The 14,189-nt window shown below is 66.7% G+C and carries 13 protein-coding genes; 7 read left to right on the plus strand and 6 right to left on the minus strand.

The window, feature by feature from the left end; all coding sequences use genetic code 11:
* The first annotated feature begins 4 nt into the window (after positions 1 to 4).
* Positions 5 to 427 (plus strand): alternative ribosome rescue aminoacyl-tRNA hydrolase ArfB, encoded by a 423-nt coding sequence (arfB, locus tag QSK25_RS11010; RefSeq protein WP_285637403.1) that lies wholly within the window; start codon positions 5 to 7, stop codon positions 425 to 427.
* On the opposite strand, the gene QSK25_RS11015 is transcribed toward arfB, so the two are convergent.
* Both QSK25_RS11015 and QSK25_RS11020 read right to left on the minus strand, forming a co-directional pair.
* Positions 410 to 1,081, minus strand: coding sequence for a response regulator (locus QSK25_RS11015; protein ID WP_285637405.1), 672 nt, complete (start codon positions 1,079 to 1,081; stop codon positions 410 to 412). The genes arfB and QSK25_RS11015 overlap by 18 nt on opposite strands.
* On the minus strand, positions 1,078 to 2,619 hold the full coding sequence (locus QSK25_RS11020; RefSeq protein WP_285637408.1) for a sensor histidine kinase: 1,542 nt from the start codon (positions 2,617 to 2,619) through the stop codon (positions 1,078 to 1,080). The genes QSK25_RS11015 and QSK25_RS11020 overlap by 4 nt, the downstream gene beginning before the upstream one ends.
* Before the next feature lie 130 nt (positions 2,620 to 2,749).
* Here QSK25_RS11020 and QSK25_RS11025 point away from each other — a divergent pair, with 130 nt between their 5' ends.
* Genes QSK25_RS11025 through QSK25_RS11035 form a run of 3 tightly spaced genes read left to right on the plus strand, consistent with a single transcriptional unit; the run spans position 2,750 to position 5,754 of the window.
* The gene (locus QSK25_RS11025; protein ID WP_502881829.1) at positions 2,750 to 3,718 is read left to right on the plus strand and encodes a Bug family tripartite tricarboxylate transporter substrate binding protein; all 969 of its coding nucleotides are present in this window, start codon (positions 2,750 to 2,752) and stop codon (positions 3,716 to 3,718) included.
* Positions 3,715 to 4,236 carry a tripartite tricarboxylate transporter TctB family protein gene (locus QSK25_RS11030; RefSeq protein WP_285637411.1) on the plus strand — a complete coding sequence of 174 codons (522 nt, stop codon included), beginning with the start codon at positions 3,715 to 3,717 and terminating at the stop codon, positions 4,234 to 4,236. Before QSK25_RS11025 ends, QSK25_RS11030 begins: the two co-directional genes overlap by 4 nt.
* Complete coding sequence (locus QSK25_RS11035; protein ID WP_285637414.1) at positions 4,237 to 5,754, plus strand: tripartite tricarboxylate transporter permease; 1,518 nt, start codon at positions 4,237 to 4,239, stop codon at positions 5,752 to 5,754.
* Between the two features lie 106 nt (positions 5,755 to 5,860).
* Here the strand turns inward: QSK25_RS11035 and QSK25_RS45355 are convergent, their stop codons facing one another.
* The 4 genes from QSK25_RS45355 to QSK25_RS11050 form a co-directional block, all read right to left on the minus strand.
* Positions 5,861 to 6,337, minus strand: a complete 477-nt coding sequence (locus QSK25_RS45355; RefSeq protein ID WP_352235729.1) for a helix-turn-helix domain-containing protein — start codon at positions 6,335 to 6,337, stop codon at positions 5,861 to 5,863.
* 72 nt (positions 6,338 to 6,409) lie between these two features.
* The gene (locus tag QSK25_RS11040; RefSeq protein WP_285637417.1) at positions 6,410 to 6,613 is read right to left on the minus strand and encodes a hypothetical protein; all 204 of its coding nucleotides are present in this window, start codon (positions 6,611 to 6,613) and stop codon (positions 6,410 to 6,412) included.
* Positions 6,614 to 8,508: 1,895 nt separating this feature from the next.
* Positions 8,509 to 10,002, minus strand: a complete 1,494-nt coding sequence (locus QSK25_RS11045) for a CoA-acylating methylmalonate-semialdehyde dehydrogenase (RefSeq protein ID WP_285637420.1) — start codon at positions 10,000 to 10,002, stop codon at positions 8,509 to 8,511.
* Complete coding sequence (locus QSK25_RS11050; RefSeq protein ID WP_285637423.1) at positions 9,999 to 11,000, minus strand: LacI family DNA-binding transcriptional regulator; 1,002 nt, start codon at positions 10,998 to 11,000, stop codon at positions 9,999 to 10,001. The genes QSK25_RS11045 and QSK25_RS11050 overlap by 4 nt, the downstream gene beginning before the upstream one ends.
* Before the next feature lie 133 nt (positions 11,001 to 11,133).
* Here QSK25_RS11050 and QSK25_RS11055 point away from each other — a divergent pair, with 133 nt between their 5' ends.
* Genes QSK25_RS11055 through QSK25_RS11065 form a run of 3 tightly spaced genes read left to right on the plus strand, consistent with a single transcriptional unit; the run spans position 11,134 to position 14,130 of the window.
* A complete protein-coding gene (locus tag QSK25_RS11055) occupies positions 11,134 to 12,264 on the plus strand; it encodes a Gfo/Idh/MocA family protein (protein WP_285637426.1) in 1,131 nt (376 codons plus the stop codon).
* Positions 12,265 to 12,268: 4 nt separating this feature from the next.
* Positions 12,269 to 13,129, plus strand: coding sequence for a TIM barrel protein (locus QSK25_RS11060; protein WP_285637429.1), 861 nt, complete (start codon positions 12,269 to 12,271; stop codon positions 13,127 to 13,129).
* 14 nt (positions 13,130 to 13,143) lie between these two features.
* A complete protein-coding gene (locus tag QSK25_RS11065) occupies positions 13,144 to 14,130 on the plus strand; it encodes a sugar ABC transporter substrate-binding protein (RefSeq protein WP_285637430.1) in 987 nt (328 codons plus the stop codon).
* Positions 14,131 to 14,189 lie beyond the last annotated feature (59 nt).

Genomic DNA, 14,189 nt, shown 5'->3' on the forward strand with positions numbered 1-14,189 from the left:
AGGCATGAACGACGTGACCGTGACTCGGACGCTGGTGCTGCCGGCGTCCGAGTTGCGCGAGCGTTTTTCCAGGTCAGGTGGGCCGGGCGGGCAGGGGGTGAACACGGCGGACAGCCGTGTGGAGCTCTCGTTCGACCTGGCTGCCTCGCCGAGCGTCCCCGAGCACCTCAAGGCCAGGATGCTCGAACGGCTGGCCGGTCGCCTGGTCGACGGCGTGATCACGATCGCCGCCTCCGAGCACCGCGCGCAGCTGCAGAACCGGGCCGCGGCGCGGGAACGGCTCGCGGCGATCCTGCGGGCAGCCGCCGCTGCGCCGCCTCCGGTGCGCCGGGCCACCAAGCCCACCAGGGGTTCCAAGGAACGCCGCATCGCGGGCAAGAAGCGGCGCGCCGAGACCAAGCGCGGCCGTTCAGGCTCCTGGGACTAAGCCGTAGATCCGTTCCGGGCGACCGGTTCCGCCGTACCGCAGCCGCACCTCGGCCCGTCCCGTCGACACGAAGTGCTCCAGGTACCGGCGTGCGCTGACGCGAGCCACCCCCGTCGAGGAAGCGCACTCCGACGCCGACAGGCCGTCCGGGTGCGACCTCAGGGCGTTCTCCACGAGCCGCGCGGTTTCCGGCGTCAACCCCTTGGGTAGCAAGGGTTTCGAGGTCGGCCGCGCGCCGAACACCTGGTCCACGTCGGCCTGCCCGGCCGAGTCGAGCCGGTGCAGCTTCTCCCGCAACGACGCGAAGTGCGCGAGCTGGTCGCGCAGCGCCGGGTAGTCGAACGGCTTGATCAGGTAGTGCAGCACGCCACCGCGCATCGCACCGCGCACGGTCTCGACGTCGGTCGCCGCCGTGATCACGATGACGTCCACGTCCTCGTTGGCGCGCAACGACTTCAGCACTTCGAGCCCGCTGACGTCCGGCAGGTAGACGTCGAGCAGCACCAGGTCGGGCTTCAACGACGCGACCAGCTTCAGCGCGTCCCCGCCGGTGTGCGCCACCCCGGCGACCTCGAACCCGTCCGTGCGTGCGACGTATCCACTGTGGACCTTCGCGACCATGAAGTCGTCGTCGACGACCAGCACCCGGATCACCGCGGCAGCCTTGCCGTGAAGACCGACCCGGACACGCTGACCGCCCCGCCGCGCCGCAGGCACGCCCGCCTGATCAGCGCGAGCCCGATGCCTCGTTCGCCGTGCGATGCCGCCTTGGTCGTGAACCCGTGCCGGAACACCTCTTCGGCGAGTTCCGGCGCCACCCCGGGACCGGAGTCGCGCACCACGACCTGGACCTCGTCGTCCCTCTGCACCACACCCACCTCGATCCACTTGCCGCCACCGTTGGTGCCGCTCAACGAGCTGAGCGCGTCCAACGCGTTGTCGACCAGGTTGCCCAGCACCATCACCAGGTCCGCGGACAACGCCTCGTCGGCCCTGCCCAGCACGCTGTCCGGGGCCATCCGCAACGCCGTGCCGCGTTCGGCGGCGAGCGACGCCTTGGCGATCAGCAGCGCGGCCACGGCGGGGTCGCCGATCGACGAGCCGACCTCGGCCCGCCACTGGTCCTGCGCCGAGCTGATCTGGTGAATGTAGTGGGTGACCTCGTCGTACTCCTTGAGCGAGATCAGCCCGGCGATCGTGTGCAGCCGGTTCGCGAACTCGTGCGCCTGCGCCCGCAAGGTGTCCGTCGCGTGCTGCGAGGCGTCGAGTTCGTGTTGCAGCGCAAGGAGTTCCGTGCGGTCCCGCAACGTGACGACCGCGCCCTCGCCGCCCTCGATCGGCATCCGGTTCAACGTCAGCACGACGCCCTGGCGCAGCACCAGCTGGTCGACACCGGTCGCGCGGCCGGTCAGCACGTCGCGCAGGCGGTCGTTGAGCTCCAGTTCCTCGACGGACCGGCCGACGGCGTCCTCCGGCAACGCCAGCAGGTCGCTCGCGTGGTCGTTGACCAGCGTGATCCGGTTCTGCCCGTCGAGACCGACGACGCCCTCGCGGATGCCGTGCAGCAACGCCTCGCGGTTCTCGACCAGCGCGGTGATCTCGTGCGGCTCCAGCCCGAGCGTCTGGTTCTTCACCCTGCGCGCCAGCAGCAACGACCCGGTGACGCCGATGATCAGCGCGATCGCCAGGTAGCGCAGCACGTCGACGGGTTGCTCCAGGGCGCCCGCGAAGATGCCGGGGTCCTCGGCGCCCGCGATCACCATGCCGTTGACCTGGCGGCTCGTCGGGTCGAACACCGGCACGTGCGCCTCGATCGAGTCACCGGTGCTGCCCGTCCACGACCTGCCTTCGAGAGCGGTGGAGCGGGTGTCCACAGTGGTCCCGATCTGCGCCGGGTCCGGTGAGGCGATCACGAGCCGCTTGTCGTTGAGGATCAGCACGTAGGAGGCGCCGGAGAGGCTGCGCGCGGTCTCGGCGGGCGCGGACAGCAGCCGCCAGTTGCCCATCTCCTCCTGGACCAGCGTGTTCGCCGCCACCGTCTCGGCGACCGAGAGCATCCGGCGTTCCTCGTTGGAGCGAAAGTTGTTGCCCGTCTGGACGACCGTCAGCGCGCCGACTGCGCAAAGTAGCAGCGTGACGACTACGAGTTGCCAAGCGAGGAGCTGACTGGCCAGGGAACGGCGGCGACGCATGAGACCTCCCGTGACCAGAAAGACCGAAAGAAACCTTAGAAGCGCAAGAGCGACATCAAGGTTTACACCAGAGCAACATGTTCAACCACGCGGATGAGAGGCGGGGATCACAGTGCCGGTGAAGGTGTGGGTGTCGGTGGCGACGGCGTTGCTCGCCGTCCTGCTGGTGCCGCCGCTGCTGTCGCCCGGTGCGGACAGCGGTGAGAGCAGTCAGGTGCGGTCGCTGCGCGTGCTCGTGCCGAACGCGCCCGGCGGCGGTTACGACATCACCGCCCGCACGGCGGCGAAGGCCATGGAGGACGCCGACCTGCTGCGCAACGCCGAGGTGTTCAACCTCCCCGGCGCGGGCGGCACGGTCGGGCTCGGCCGCACGGTCGGTGAGCGCGGCAACGGCAAGCTGATCATGTCGATGGGTCTCGGCGTCGTGGGCGCGGTGTACACGAACAAGTCGCCGAACTCGCTGCTCGACACCACGCCGATCGCGAAGCTGATCGAGGAACCGGACATCGTCGTGGTCGCGAAGGACTCGCCGTTCACGTCGATGCAACAACTCGTCGACGCGTGGAAGGCGAACCCCGGCACGGTGACCGTCGGCGGCGGCTCGGCTCCCGGCGGCCCCGACCACCTGGCGCCGATGCTGATGGCGAAGGCCGTCGGCCTGCAGCCCAAGACCGTCAACTACATCCCGTTCGACGGCGGCGGCGAACTGCTGGCGTCCGTGCTGGGCGGCAAGGTCGCGTTCGGCGTCTCCGGCGTCGGCGAGTACCGCGACCAGATCCAGGCCGGCACGTTGCGCGTGCTCGCGGTGACCAGCAAGAACCGCATCGAGGGCATCGACGCGCCGACGTTGCGGCAGTCCGGTGTGGACGTCGAGTTCACCAACTGGCGCGGCATCGTCGCGCCGCCCGGCATCTCGCCGACCGACAAGGCGAAGCTGGTCGAGGTGTTCCAGAACCTCCAGAGGACGCCGCAGTGGGCGGAAGCCCTGCAGCGCAACGGCTGGACGGACGCCTTCGCGCCGGGAGACGAGTTCAGGACCTTCCTGGAGAACGAGAACAAGCGGGTGGCAACGGTGCTCAAGGACTTGGGGCTGGCATGACGACCGTGACCGAGCCGGAACAGCGCAAGGGCTGGTTCCGCGAACACTCCGAGCTGGGCATCTGCGTCCTGCTGGTCGTGCTCGGCGTGCTGGTGCTCACCGACGCCGTGCAGATCCCGACCGACTTCGCCCAGCGCGGCCCCGTGGGCCCGAAGGCGGTGCCGATCCTGGTCGGCTCGCTGCTGCTGGTCGTCGCCGCCCTGCTGGCCCGCGACGTGCTGCGCGGTGGCAAGGGCGAGGCCGAGGGCGGTGAGGACGTCGACCTGTCCGCACCGGCCGACTGGAAGACCGTTCTGCTGCTGTGCGGGGCCTTCCTCGCGAACGCCGCGCTCATCGGCGTGGTCGGGTTCCCGATCTCCGGCGCGATCCTCTTCTGGGGGTCCGCCTACGCGCTCGGCAGCCGCAACCTGGTCCGCGACCCGTTGATCGCGGCAGGTCTGTCGATCTTCACCTTCGTCATGTTCAACAACCTGCTCGGCGTCCCGCTCCCCGGTGGCCCGTTGATGGAGGTGTTCTAGGTGGAACAACTGCTCGACGGTTTCGCGACCGCGCTGACGCCGACGCACCTGCTGCTCGCCGCGGTCGGCGTGCTGCTGGGCACCGCGATCGGTGTCCTGCCGGGCATCGGCCCGGCCATGGCGGTCGCCCTGCTGCTGCCCGTCACCTACGGCATGGAGCCGACCGGCGCGTTCATCATGTTCGCGGGCATCTACTACGGCGGCATGTTCGGCGGTTCCACCACGTCGATCCTGCTGAACACACCCGGCGAGAGCGCTGCCGTCGTAGCCGCGTTCGAAGGCAATCCCATGGCCCGCAAGGGACGGGGAGCGCAAGCGCTTGCCGCCGCCGCCATCGGTCACTTCACCGGCGGCATCATCGGCACGATCCTGATCGTCCTGCTGGCCCCGTTCGTGGCCAAGCACGCCGTCGACATCGGCGCACCCGACCTGTTCGCCGTCATGGTGCTGGCGTTCATCGCCGTCACCTCGGTGCTCGGCGCCTCCCGCATCCGCGGGTTCGCGTCGCTGCTCATCGGCCTGACGCTCGGCCTGGTCGGCCTGGACGAGATGACCGGTCAGCAACGCCTGACGTTCGGCTCGCTGCACCTGGCCGACGGCATCGACATCGTCGTGGTCGCGGTCGCCCTGTTCGCGGTCGGCGAGGCCCTGTGGGTAGCGGCCCACCTGCGCCGCAAGCCGTTCGAGCCGATCCCGGTCGGCCGTCCGTGGCTGTCCCGCGCGGACCTGAAGCGCACCTGGAAGCCGTGGCTGCGCGGCCCGGTGATCGGCTTCCCGTTCGGCGCGATCCCGGCAGGCGGCGCGGAGATTCCGACGTTCCTGTCGTACGTGACGGAGAAGCGCCTCTCCAAGCACAAGGACGAGTTCGGCAAGGGCGCCATCGAGGGAGTCGCGGGCCCGGAGTCCACGGCCTCCGCCTCGGCCGCCGGCACCCTCGTCACGATGCTGACCCTCGGCCTGCCGACCACGGCCGTCGCGGCCGTCATGCTCGCCGCGTTCCAGCAGTACGGCATCCAGCCGGGCCCGCTGCTGTTCCAGCGCGAGTCGAGCCTGGTCTGGGCCCTGATCGCGTCGCTGTTCATCGGCCTGACCCTGCTGCTGGTGCTCAACCTGCCGCTGGCCCCGCTGTGGGCGAAGCTGCTGCGCATCCCGCGGCCGTACCTGTACGCGGGCATCCTGTTCTTCGCCTCGGTCGGTGCCTACGCGGTCAACGCGGACATCTTCGACCTGCTGCTGATGTTCGTGATCGGCCTGCTGGGCTTCGGCATGCGCCGCTACGGCCTGCCGGTGCTGCCCGCGATCATCGGCGTGATCCTCGGTCCGGCCGCGGAACAGCAGATGCGCCGGTCGTTGCAGCTCTCCGACGGCTCGCTGACGGGCCTGGTGAACAGCCCGATGGCCGTTGTGGTGTACGTGGTCATCCTGCTGATCCTGTTCTTCCCGCTCATCAAGCGGTTCCTGCCGAAGCCGGCGCCTCCTGCTGCGGCGGCGGAGGAACGCGAGAAGGTCGACGCCTGATCGCGGCTTGCGACGAGGAAGCCCCCGCTCTCCCGGCGGGGGTTCCTCGTTGGCTCAGCCGTGGGGAAGCCCAGGTTCACGGCTGAGCCGATGCGGATCCAGCAGGTTATGAAGCGCGCGACCCCAGGATGTTTGACCAGCGAACCCGCGGTGCGTAGTCCTCGTGGAACTTGCCGTGCAGCTCGACGTTCGTCACCCAAGCGCCACAGATAGGACACTCTGTGCCGGTCGATGGGCTGGTTGGTGATTCGGACTGAGGGTCTGCACCCTGACTTCGTGTCCGGCGTCGAATGGGATCTTTGAGACTCTTGATCTCGGCCCAGCGAGGCAGCCAGTCCTCGGCGATGGTGCTCTCGCTGACCCCGAAGGCGTTCAGCAATGCCGCGACCACTCGCCACTCCGGAAGCGTGGTGGTGCTCTTGAGTGCACGGTGGATGGTTGAGACCGAGTAACCAATCCTGCGCTCGAGGCTTCGGTACGACTCAGCACCCGAGTAGCGATGCAGATGGCAGAGGTCACTGGTGAACTGGCCACTGTCGACCATGTACTGCGGCAGATTCAGATGATCTTGTGGGACGCCCATGGCGACCTTTCAGATGAGGTGTCGGGGCGCCTGGGCGTACGGCGCTGACGCCCCGACACGTGAGATCGGTGATCAGGAAGGCAGGGCCTGCGGGCCGCCGAGGCCCCGGCCGTCGTCGCCACCGAAGTAGCGGTGAACGAACTCCAGCAGGAACGTACAGATCGCTGCTGCGGCGACAGCTGCCTCGTTCGTGCTGATGTTCATGTCAGCCAGTGCGTACATGATCAGGGGGAAGTATCCCAAGATCAACAACTGCGCCAACCGGCGCTCGTCCATTCGAAAGTTCCCTTCGGATACTGACCTGTGGCGTGGGTGAGGCAAATTCGGATCAACAAACTGCGGCTTGGACGTGTCCGCAGCAAAGAGGTATCACGACAGTGATCGTCTCGGCAAGGTTTGCCCTTGTTTCATTGCTTTTCTCGCCATGCAACGGCTGCGTCGGCGAGTTGATCACACAATACCCCATGGTTCGCGGATCTACCTGTACAAGACTTGCTGAAACTGGTTAGCGAAGCGCACAAAGTCGCGAGTCTGGTCCAGCGGATCGAGATGGGATTGCTCGGCCACGCCAGGTGGTCTGTGCTTGGAAAGCCCAACGGCGCGCCCGGTTGGAATAAATGGATCGCTGCGGTCTCGCTACTATTTCCATTCCGATTGGAATGTTGGTTTGATGGACTACGGACTGCTATGCCTGTGGCGCTCGGTGGTCTATGCCAATATCGGGCGTATCGATGATGAAGCGTGATTCCATGTCCGCATGGAATCACGCTTCGCTCAGTGATGGTGATCTTCTACCTGTTCTGATTAGCAAGAAAGGCCCTCCGGTGTCCAAGCCGGAGGGCCTTCCCTATTAACCCGAATGCCTCACCCACGCCAATAGGTAAGTGTCCGGGAGTCTTCTGTTATGGAGACACGAGTTGATCAGGAGATTCTGTCTTGTGGCAACTTCAAGTGTCCGCTGTGACTCTCGCTCGTCGCCGCTGTCTCCAGTTGTCCTGCATCGTAACGCTCGGAGGCGGCAGAAAATCAAGTCCTAGGGAAGAGCTCGCATGCTGACCTGCGGTTATCCCTATGTTCACCCGCGGTGACGGCGCGGCTTGCTGCCATGCTCGCTCACCTGGAGGGCGCAATCCGCGCGCGGGTACTCGAGATCGATTCACATTTCAGCGCGGTTTCAGGCCGGCTTTTTTGCGAAGGTGGTCAAGTCGCGTTGCTGGTTGGCGACATTCAATCGCCTCGTTGATCGCCGTCGCGCCCGTTGGGGAAAAAGTGCCGTGAACAGGAGATGAATTATCTCGACCGGTCACAGGGATTGTCGCGTGCAGTATCCGGTGTTGCGTAGTGCTTGCCTGTCCCGCCGTCTTGGAATTTGATGCGACCGGCAATGGAAGGAGTATGAATGATTGGAGTCTGCAAAAGTATTGATGCGCTTTGCATGCGGGTTTCGTCGGGTGTGCGTGGTTTCGGGACTTTGTGGTGGTGCTTGGCCATTTGCAAGAAGAGGCGGGAACAAGAAAAAAGACCGACGGAACCTTTAAGATTTGCCGTATTCGGTTGATGAAAAGTTTGAACTGAAGCTCTGAAGCTACAAATATTCGATTTATTGGAGCAATCTCGAAGAGTCTTGCGGTATATGTGCGACGGCGTGTGAAAGAAGATGCAACTAGCCTCAGTCTTGCGAATGCAAGCGCAAGAGCAGATTTTGGCATTGGCTTCACCTCTTTCGGTACAATCGCTGCGACAACTAGAAAGTTGGACCCGGATTGGGTGTTGTGAGTGCAACAGAGCTATCGGGCTGGGTCAACCGGATGTTGATGCCGTGAAACGATATGACTGCAAAGTGGCACGATCTGACCACTGCTTGGTACGGTCTGACTATAAAGTTCTCGGGCGACAGCGAGTGATCATATTCCTCGCGGGCAAGAATGAGCTTCGTTGGGGTTGATTGTCGCAGTCTTTGTATTGGCCTGCTATGGACTCTAGTGTGCCGGAATTTAATTCCGGCCAGTGCGGTTGTGTCAGGGAGGTGCTGTGGCGGGGCATCTCTTTTGGAAAATACCTTTTCGTTGTGAACGTGTTGCTGCATGCGTGTGCTGTTTTGATATCTGGTTGCGGTGATGCCTTGATTAATGGCGGCCACCCCTGGGGGTAGCCGCCTTCGCAAGGTTGTTTCAGCCGTGGGTCGGGAAGCCGAGGTTCACGCCGTGCTGCTGCGGCCACCGCGCCGTCACGGCCTTGGCCCGCGTGTAGAACTTCACGCCCTCAGCCCCGTGCACGTGCGTGTCCCCGAACAGCGAGTCCTTCCACCCGCCGAACGAGTAGTAGGCCATCGGTACGGGGATCGGCACGTTGATGCCGACCATGCCGACCTGCACGCGCCGCTGGAACTCCCGCGCCGCCAGCCCGTCGCCGGTGTAGATGGCCGTGCCGTTGCCGTACTGGTTGGCGTTCACCAGCTGCAGCGCGTCCTCGAACGTGTCGACGCGCACCACAGACAGCACCGGCCCGAAGATCTCGTCGGTGTAGATCGTCATGTCCCGCGTCACGTGGTCGAACAACGTCGGCGCCAGCCAGAACCCGTTCTCGGCCCCGGCAGGCGCATGCCCACGGCCGTCGACCACCAACGAGGCACCGGCGGCCTCACCCGCGTCCACATAGGACTGGACGCGGTCCCGGTGCACGCCGGTGACCAGCGGTCCCATCTGCGCGGACGGGTCGGTGCCGGGCAGCACGGACGGGTGCAGGTCGCGGGTGCGAGAAGCGATCTTCGCAACCAGCTCGTCTCCGGTGTCGCCCACGGCAACGACGACCGAGATGGCCATGCAGCGCTCGCCCGCGGAGCCGTAGCCGGCCGACACGGCGGCGTCGGCGGCCACGTCGAGGTCGGCGTCGGGCAGCACGACCATGTGGTTCTTGGCGCCGCCGAGGGCCTGCACGCGCTTGCCCGCCGCCGTGCCGCGCGCGTAGACGTGCCGGGCGATCGGGGTCGAGCCGACGAACGAGGCGGCCGAGACGTCCGGGTGGTCCAGCAGGGCGTTGACCGCGAAGGCGTCGCCCTGCAGGACGTTGAGCACGCCGTCGGGCAGCCCGGCCTCCTGGAAGAGCTCGGCCAACAGCAGCGAAGCCGACGGGTCGCGCTCGGAAGGCTTCAGCACGAACGTGTTCCCGCATGCGATGGCGACGGGGAACATCCACATCGGCACCATCACGGGGAAGTTGAACGGCGTGATGCCCGCGACGACTCCGAGCGGTTGCCTCAACGAATAGGCGTCGACACCTCGCGAGACCTGCTCTGAGTGCTCGCCCTTCAGGAGCTGCGGGATGCCGCACGCGAACTCGACGACCTCCAGCCCGCGCTGCACCTCGCCGGCCGCGTCCGACAGCACCTTGCCGTGCTCGGACGTGATGATCGCGGCCAGTTCGTCGCGGTGCATGTGCAGCAGGTGGCGGTACTCGAAGAGGATGCGCGAGCGCGTCGACAGAGACGACTCCGACCACGACTGCGCTGCCTTCAGAGAAGAAGACACGGCGAGGTCGACGTCGGCCTGCTCGGCCAGCACGACCTGGGCGGCGACCGCACCGCTGGCCGGGTTGAAGACGTCAGAGGTCCGGGACGACACCCCGGTGGTGCGGGCGCCGTCGATCCAGTGGGGGATGGTGCTCAACGCAAGCCTCCTGGCGGTGCGGTGGTGTTGCGAACAACGAGCGAGGGGGTGAGGAGATGGCGCACGGGCTCGGTGCGCTCCGAACGGACGCGCTGCAGAAGCGCGTCCGCGGCCAACCGGCCGAACTCGGCACGGGGCTGGTCGATCGTGGTCAGGGAGACGTGCCGCAACGCGGCCAACGAGGTGTTGTCGTACCCCACGACGGAAACGTCCGAAGGAACGCGCAGCCCGGCGTCTTCGAGAGCCGAGATCGCGCCAACGGCGTTGAAGTCGTTGCAGGACAGGATCGCGGTGGGCAACGCGTCCTCAGCGATCAGCGAACGAACCGCCCGCGCACCAGCGGCGTCGGTGTACTCGGAGGGAACGACCTGAGGCGCGAGCCCGAAGGACTCCATCGCCGCGACGTACCCGCGCCGACGCGGGCCAGCCTGAGTGCCTTCACCGCCGTCCAAATGCGCAATGCGCTGATGCCCCAGCGAAACCAGGTGCTCAACGGCCAGCCGCGCACCGACCTCGCCGTCGTCGTTCACGGTGTCCACAGAGGACACACGGGACGAGCGGGCGACCAGGACGATCGGAAGTTGTTCCGCCGCCTTGCCGATCGCGCCACCGGGAACGACCGGTGACAGCAGGACCAGGCCCGCGGGCCGGAAGGAGAGCAGCGACTCCAAGGCACGGCGTTCGCGGGCGGGTGAGCGGCCGCCGGTGTTGATGATGATGTCGAAGCCCTGCTCGCGCGCCACCTCGTCGATGCCGTCCACGACCTCCGCGAAGAACGCGTTGTGCAGATCGGACACCATCACGCCCAGCACGGTCGACGTGCGCGAGGCCAGTGAACGGGCCATGGCGTGCGGCGAGTACCCCAGCTCCTCCGCGGCCTTCAGCACCGCGCTGCGTCGCATCTCGCTCACCTTGGGTGAACCGCGCATCACCAGGGACACCAGTGCACGGGACACCCCGGCGCGCAGTGCGACGTCCTCCATCGTCGGTCTGACCACTTGAAACACCTCCCCTCGCGTTACGGGCAGGAAACGGACCCTTGACACCCGTGTGGCCGAAGTTACAGCATTGGAGCGCTCCAACCAATAGAGCGCTCTAACAGTTCAAGGCGATGAACAGGGGAAACCTGCGATGCGGATCGGAGTAGCGGGTGTCGGCAGGATCGGCACCATGCATGCGACCAACCTCGCCGCACTGGATCGGGTCGACGAGGTGCTCCTCTTCGACCCGGTGCCCGGCAGGGCAGCGCAGGCGTCGGCCGAGCTGAGCGGCACCAAGGCGGTCGACGATCTCGACACGTTGCTGGGCAACGTCGACGGCGTCCTGCTCGCCACGCCGACGAACACCCACCCCGAGATGCTGCGCGCGGCCATCGCCAAGGGCGTGCCCACGCTCTGCGAGAAGCCGATCGCGAGCGACGTCGCCGAGATGGCCGCGCTGATCGAGGACGTCGAAAAGTCCGGTGTCGAGGTGCTGGTGGGCTTCCAGCGCCGCTTCGACCCGGCCATCTACGAGCTCAACCGCCGCATCAGGGCCGGCGAGGTCGGGGACGTCTACCTGGTCAGGGCCGTCGGCAACGACGCGAACCCGCCGGACTTCTCCTACCTGCCCGCCTCCGGTGGCATCTTCCGCGACCTGCTGATCCACGACCTCGACTGCGTGCCGTGGCTCGTCGGCGAGCCGGTCGTCGAGGTCTACGCGAGCGGGTCCGTGCTGGTGCACCAGGCGTTCGCGGACGCCGACGACGTCGACAACGCCGTCGTGATGCTGAAGTTCGCCGGTGGCGCGCACGCCACGCTCGCCGGCGGCCGGCACGACCCGGTCGGCTACGACCACCGCATCGAGGTGCTGGGCAGCAAGGACTCGCTGGTCGCGGGCGTCGACCCGAAGACCCCGCTCAACTCGCTGGAACCCGGCGGCCACGTCGCCGGACCGGACGCCTACCCCGGCTTCCCGGAGCGCTTCCACCGCGCGTACGTCAACGAGATGAACCTGTTCACGCAGGTCATCAAGGGCGAGGTCGCGAACCCGTCCCCGGCGCGGGAGAGTTTGATCAGCCTGCGCCTGGCCGAAGCATGTGAGCAGTCGCGTCGCACCGGCGCGCCGGTGAAGATCGAGGAACCGCGTCGGTCGTCCGGTCACCCGCTCTCACCGAATTCGGCGGAGCCCAATTCGGTGAGAGCGAGTCGGCCGGACGACCGACTGGAAGGCGGTTCCTCCGCGACGCCGGAGGCGGCGCAGTTCAACACAGAGGGGAACTGAGGGCATGGCGAAGATCGCGGGAGCACCCATCTCCTGGGGCGTGTGCGAGGTGCCGGGCTGGGGCGACGTCCTCCCGTCCGAGACGGTGCTGAGCGAAATGCACTCCCTCGGCCTCATCGCCACCGAACTCGGCCCGCCGGACTACCTCCCGGCCGACCCCGAGCAGCTCAAAGCGCTCCTCAGCGGCCACGAGCTCACCCTCGTCGGCGGTTTCCTCGCCGTGACGCTGCACACCGACGTCCAGTCCACTCTGGACGAAGCCGACCGCGTGGCCGCGATCCTCAAGGCGGGCGGGGCCGAAGTGCTCGTGCTCGCCGCGGCCACCGGCCTCGACGGCTACGACGAGACGCCGAAGCTCAGCGACGACGAGTGGAACACGCTCGTCGACACCTGCGCGAAGATCCGCGAGATCGCCGCCGGGCACGGGCTCAGGACCGTGCTGCACCCGCACGTGGGCACCCACGTCGAGCGGGAGGCGGAGGTCGACAGGTTCCTCGCGGACTCCGATCTCCAGCTCTGCCTGGACACGGGCCACCTCCTCATCGGTGGCACGGACCCGGTCGAGCTGGCGCGCCGCTACCCGGACCGCATCGGTCACGTGCACCTCAAGGACGTGCGTGACGAGATCGCGGCGAAGGTGCGCAGCGGCGAACTCAGTTACACCGATGCCGTGGAACAGGGCATCTACGTGCCGCTCGGGGACGGCGACGTGGACGTCGAAGCGCTGGTGCAGCTCGTTCAAGAGGCGGGTTACACCGGTTGGTTCGTGCTTGAGCAGGACACCCAGCTCAAGGATGGAAGTCCCGTGGACAAGCCACTTCAGGACACCGCGCGCAGCCTTGCGCACCTCAGCAAGATCCTCTGAAGGGACTGGAGACGATGAAGTCTCGTCTGGTTCTCCGTGCGGGCGTCGCGCTCGCCGGGGTTGCTCTGCTCGCCGCCTGTAGCGGTCCCACCGGTACGAACACGCAGAACACCGGCAGCAACAACAGCTCGCAGGCCTCGGGCGACCTCAAGGTCTCCGTCATCACCCACGGCACCGCGGGCGACGCGTTCTGGAGCGTCGTGAAGGTCGGCGCCGAGGACGCGGGTAAGCAGCTCGGCGTCGGCGTCACCTACAACTCCGACGGCGACCCCGGCGCCCAGGCCAAGCTGATCGACAACGCCGTGTCGCAGAAGGTCGGCGGCATCGTGGTGTCGATGGCGAACCCGGACGCGCTCAAGACGTCCATCGAGAACGCCGTGAAGGCGGGCATCCCGGTCATCACCATCAACTCCGGCAGCGCGAAGAGCGCGGAGTTCGGTGCCATGGCGCACGTCGGCCAGGAGGAGACGATCGCCGGTGAGGAAGCCGGCAAGAAGCTCAAGGCCGCGGGCAAGACGAAGCTGCTCTGCGTGATCCACGAGGCCGGCAACTCGGGCCTCAACCAGCGCTGCGACGGTGCCCGCTCCGGCTTCGGCGGCGCGGTGGAGAACCTCCAGGTCGACATCTCCAACCCGACCGACATCGAGGCCCGCATCAAGGCGAAGCTGCAGTCCGACGCCGCCGTCGACGGCGTGCTGGCGCTGAACCCGCAGGTCGCCGTGAACGCGGCCGCCGCCATCAAGGGCGCGAGCTCGAAGGCCCAGGTCGCGACGTTCGACCTGAACGCCGACGTGGTCACCGCGATCAAGGCCGGCGAGGTCCTCTTCGCCGTCGACCAGCAGCAGTACCAGCAGGGCTACCTGCCGATCGTGATGCTGAAGCTCTTCAAGGACAACGCCAACACCCTCGGTGGCGGCAAGCCCGTCCTCACCGGCCCCGGCTTCGTCGACAAGGACAACGTGGACAAGGTCGCGGAGTACGCCAAGAACGGCAAGAGGTAAGGAGGAGGCGGGGAGATGACCGTGACAGCCACAGCTCCACCGGCTGCCGACGAACGGCT

Origin of the sequence: Lentzea sp. NBRC 102530 (assembly GCF_030269365.1) — a bacterium.
Taxonomy (GTDB): domain Bacteria; phylum Actinomycetota; class Actinomycetes; order Mycobacteriales; family Pseudonocardiaceae; genus Lentzea.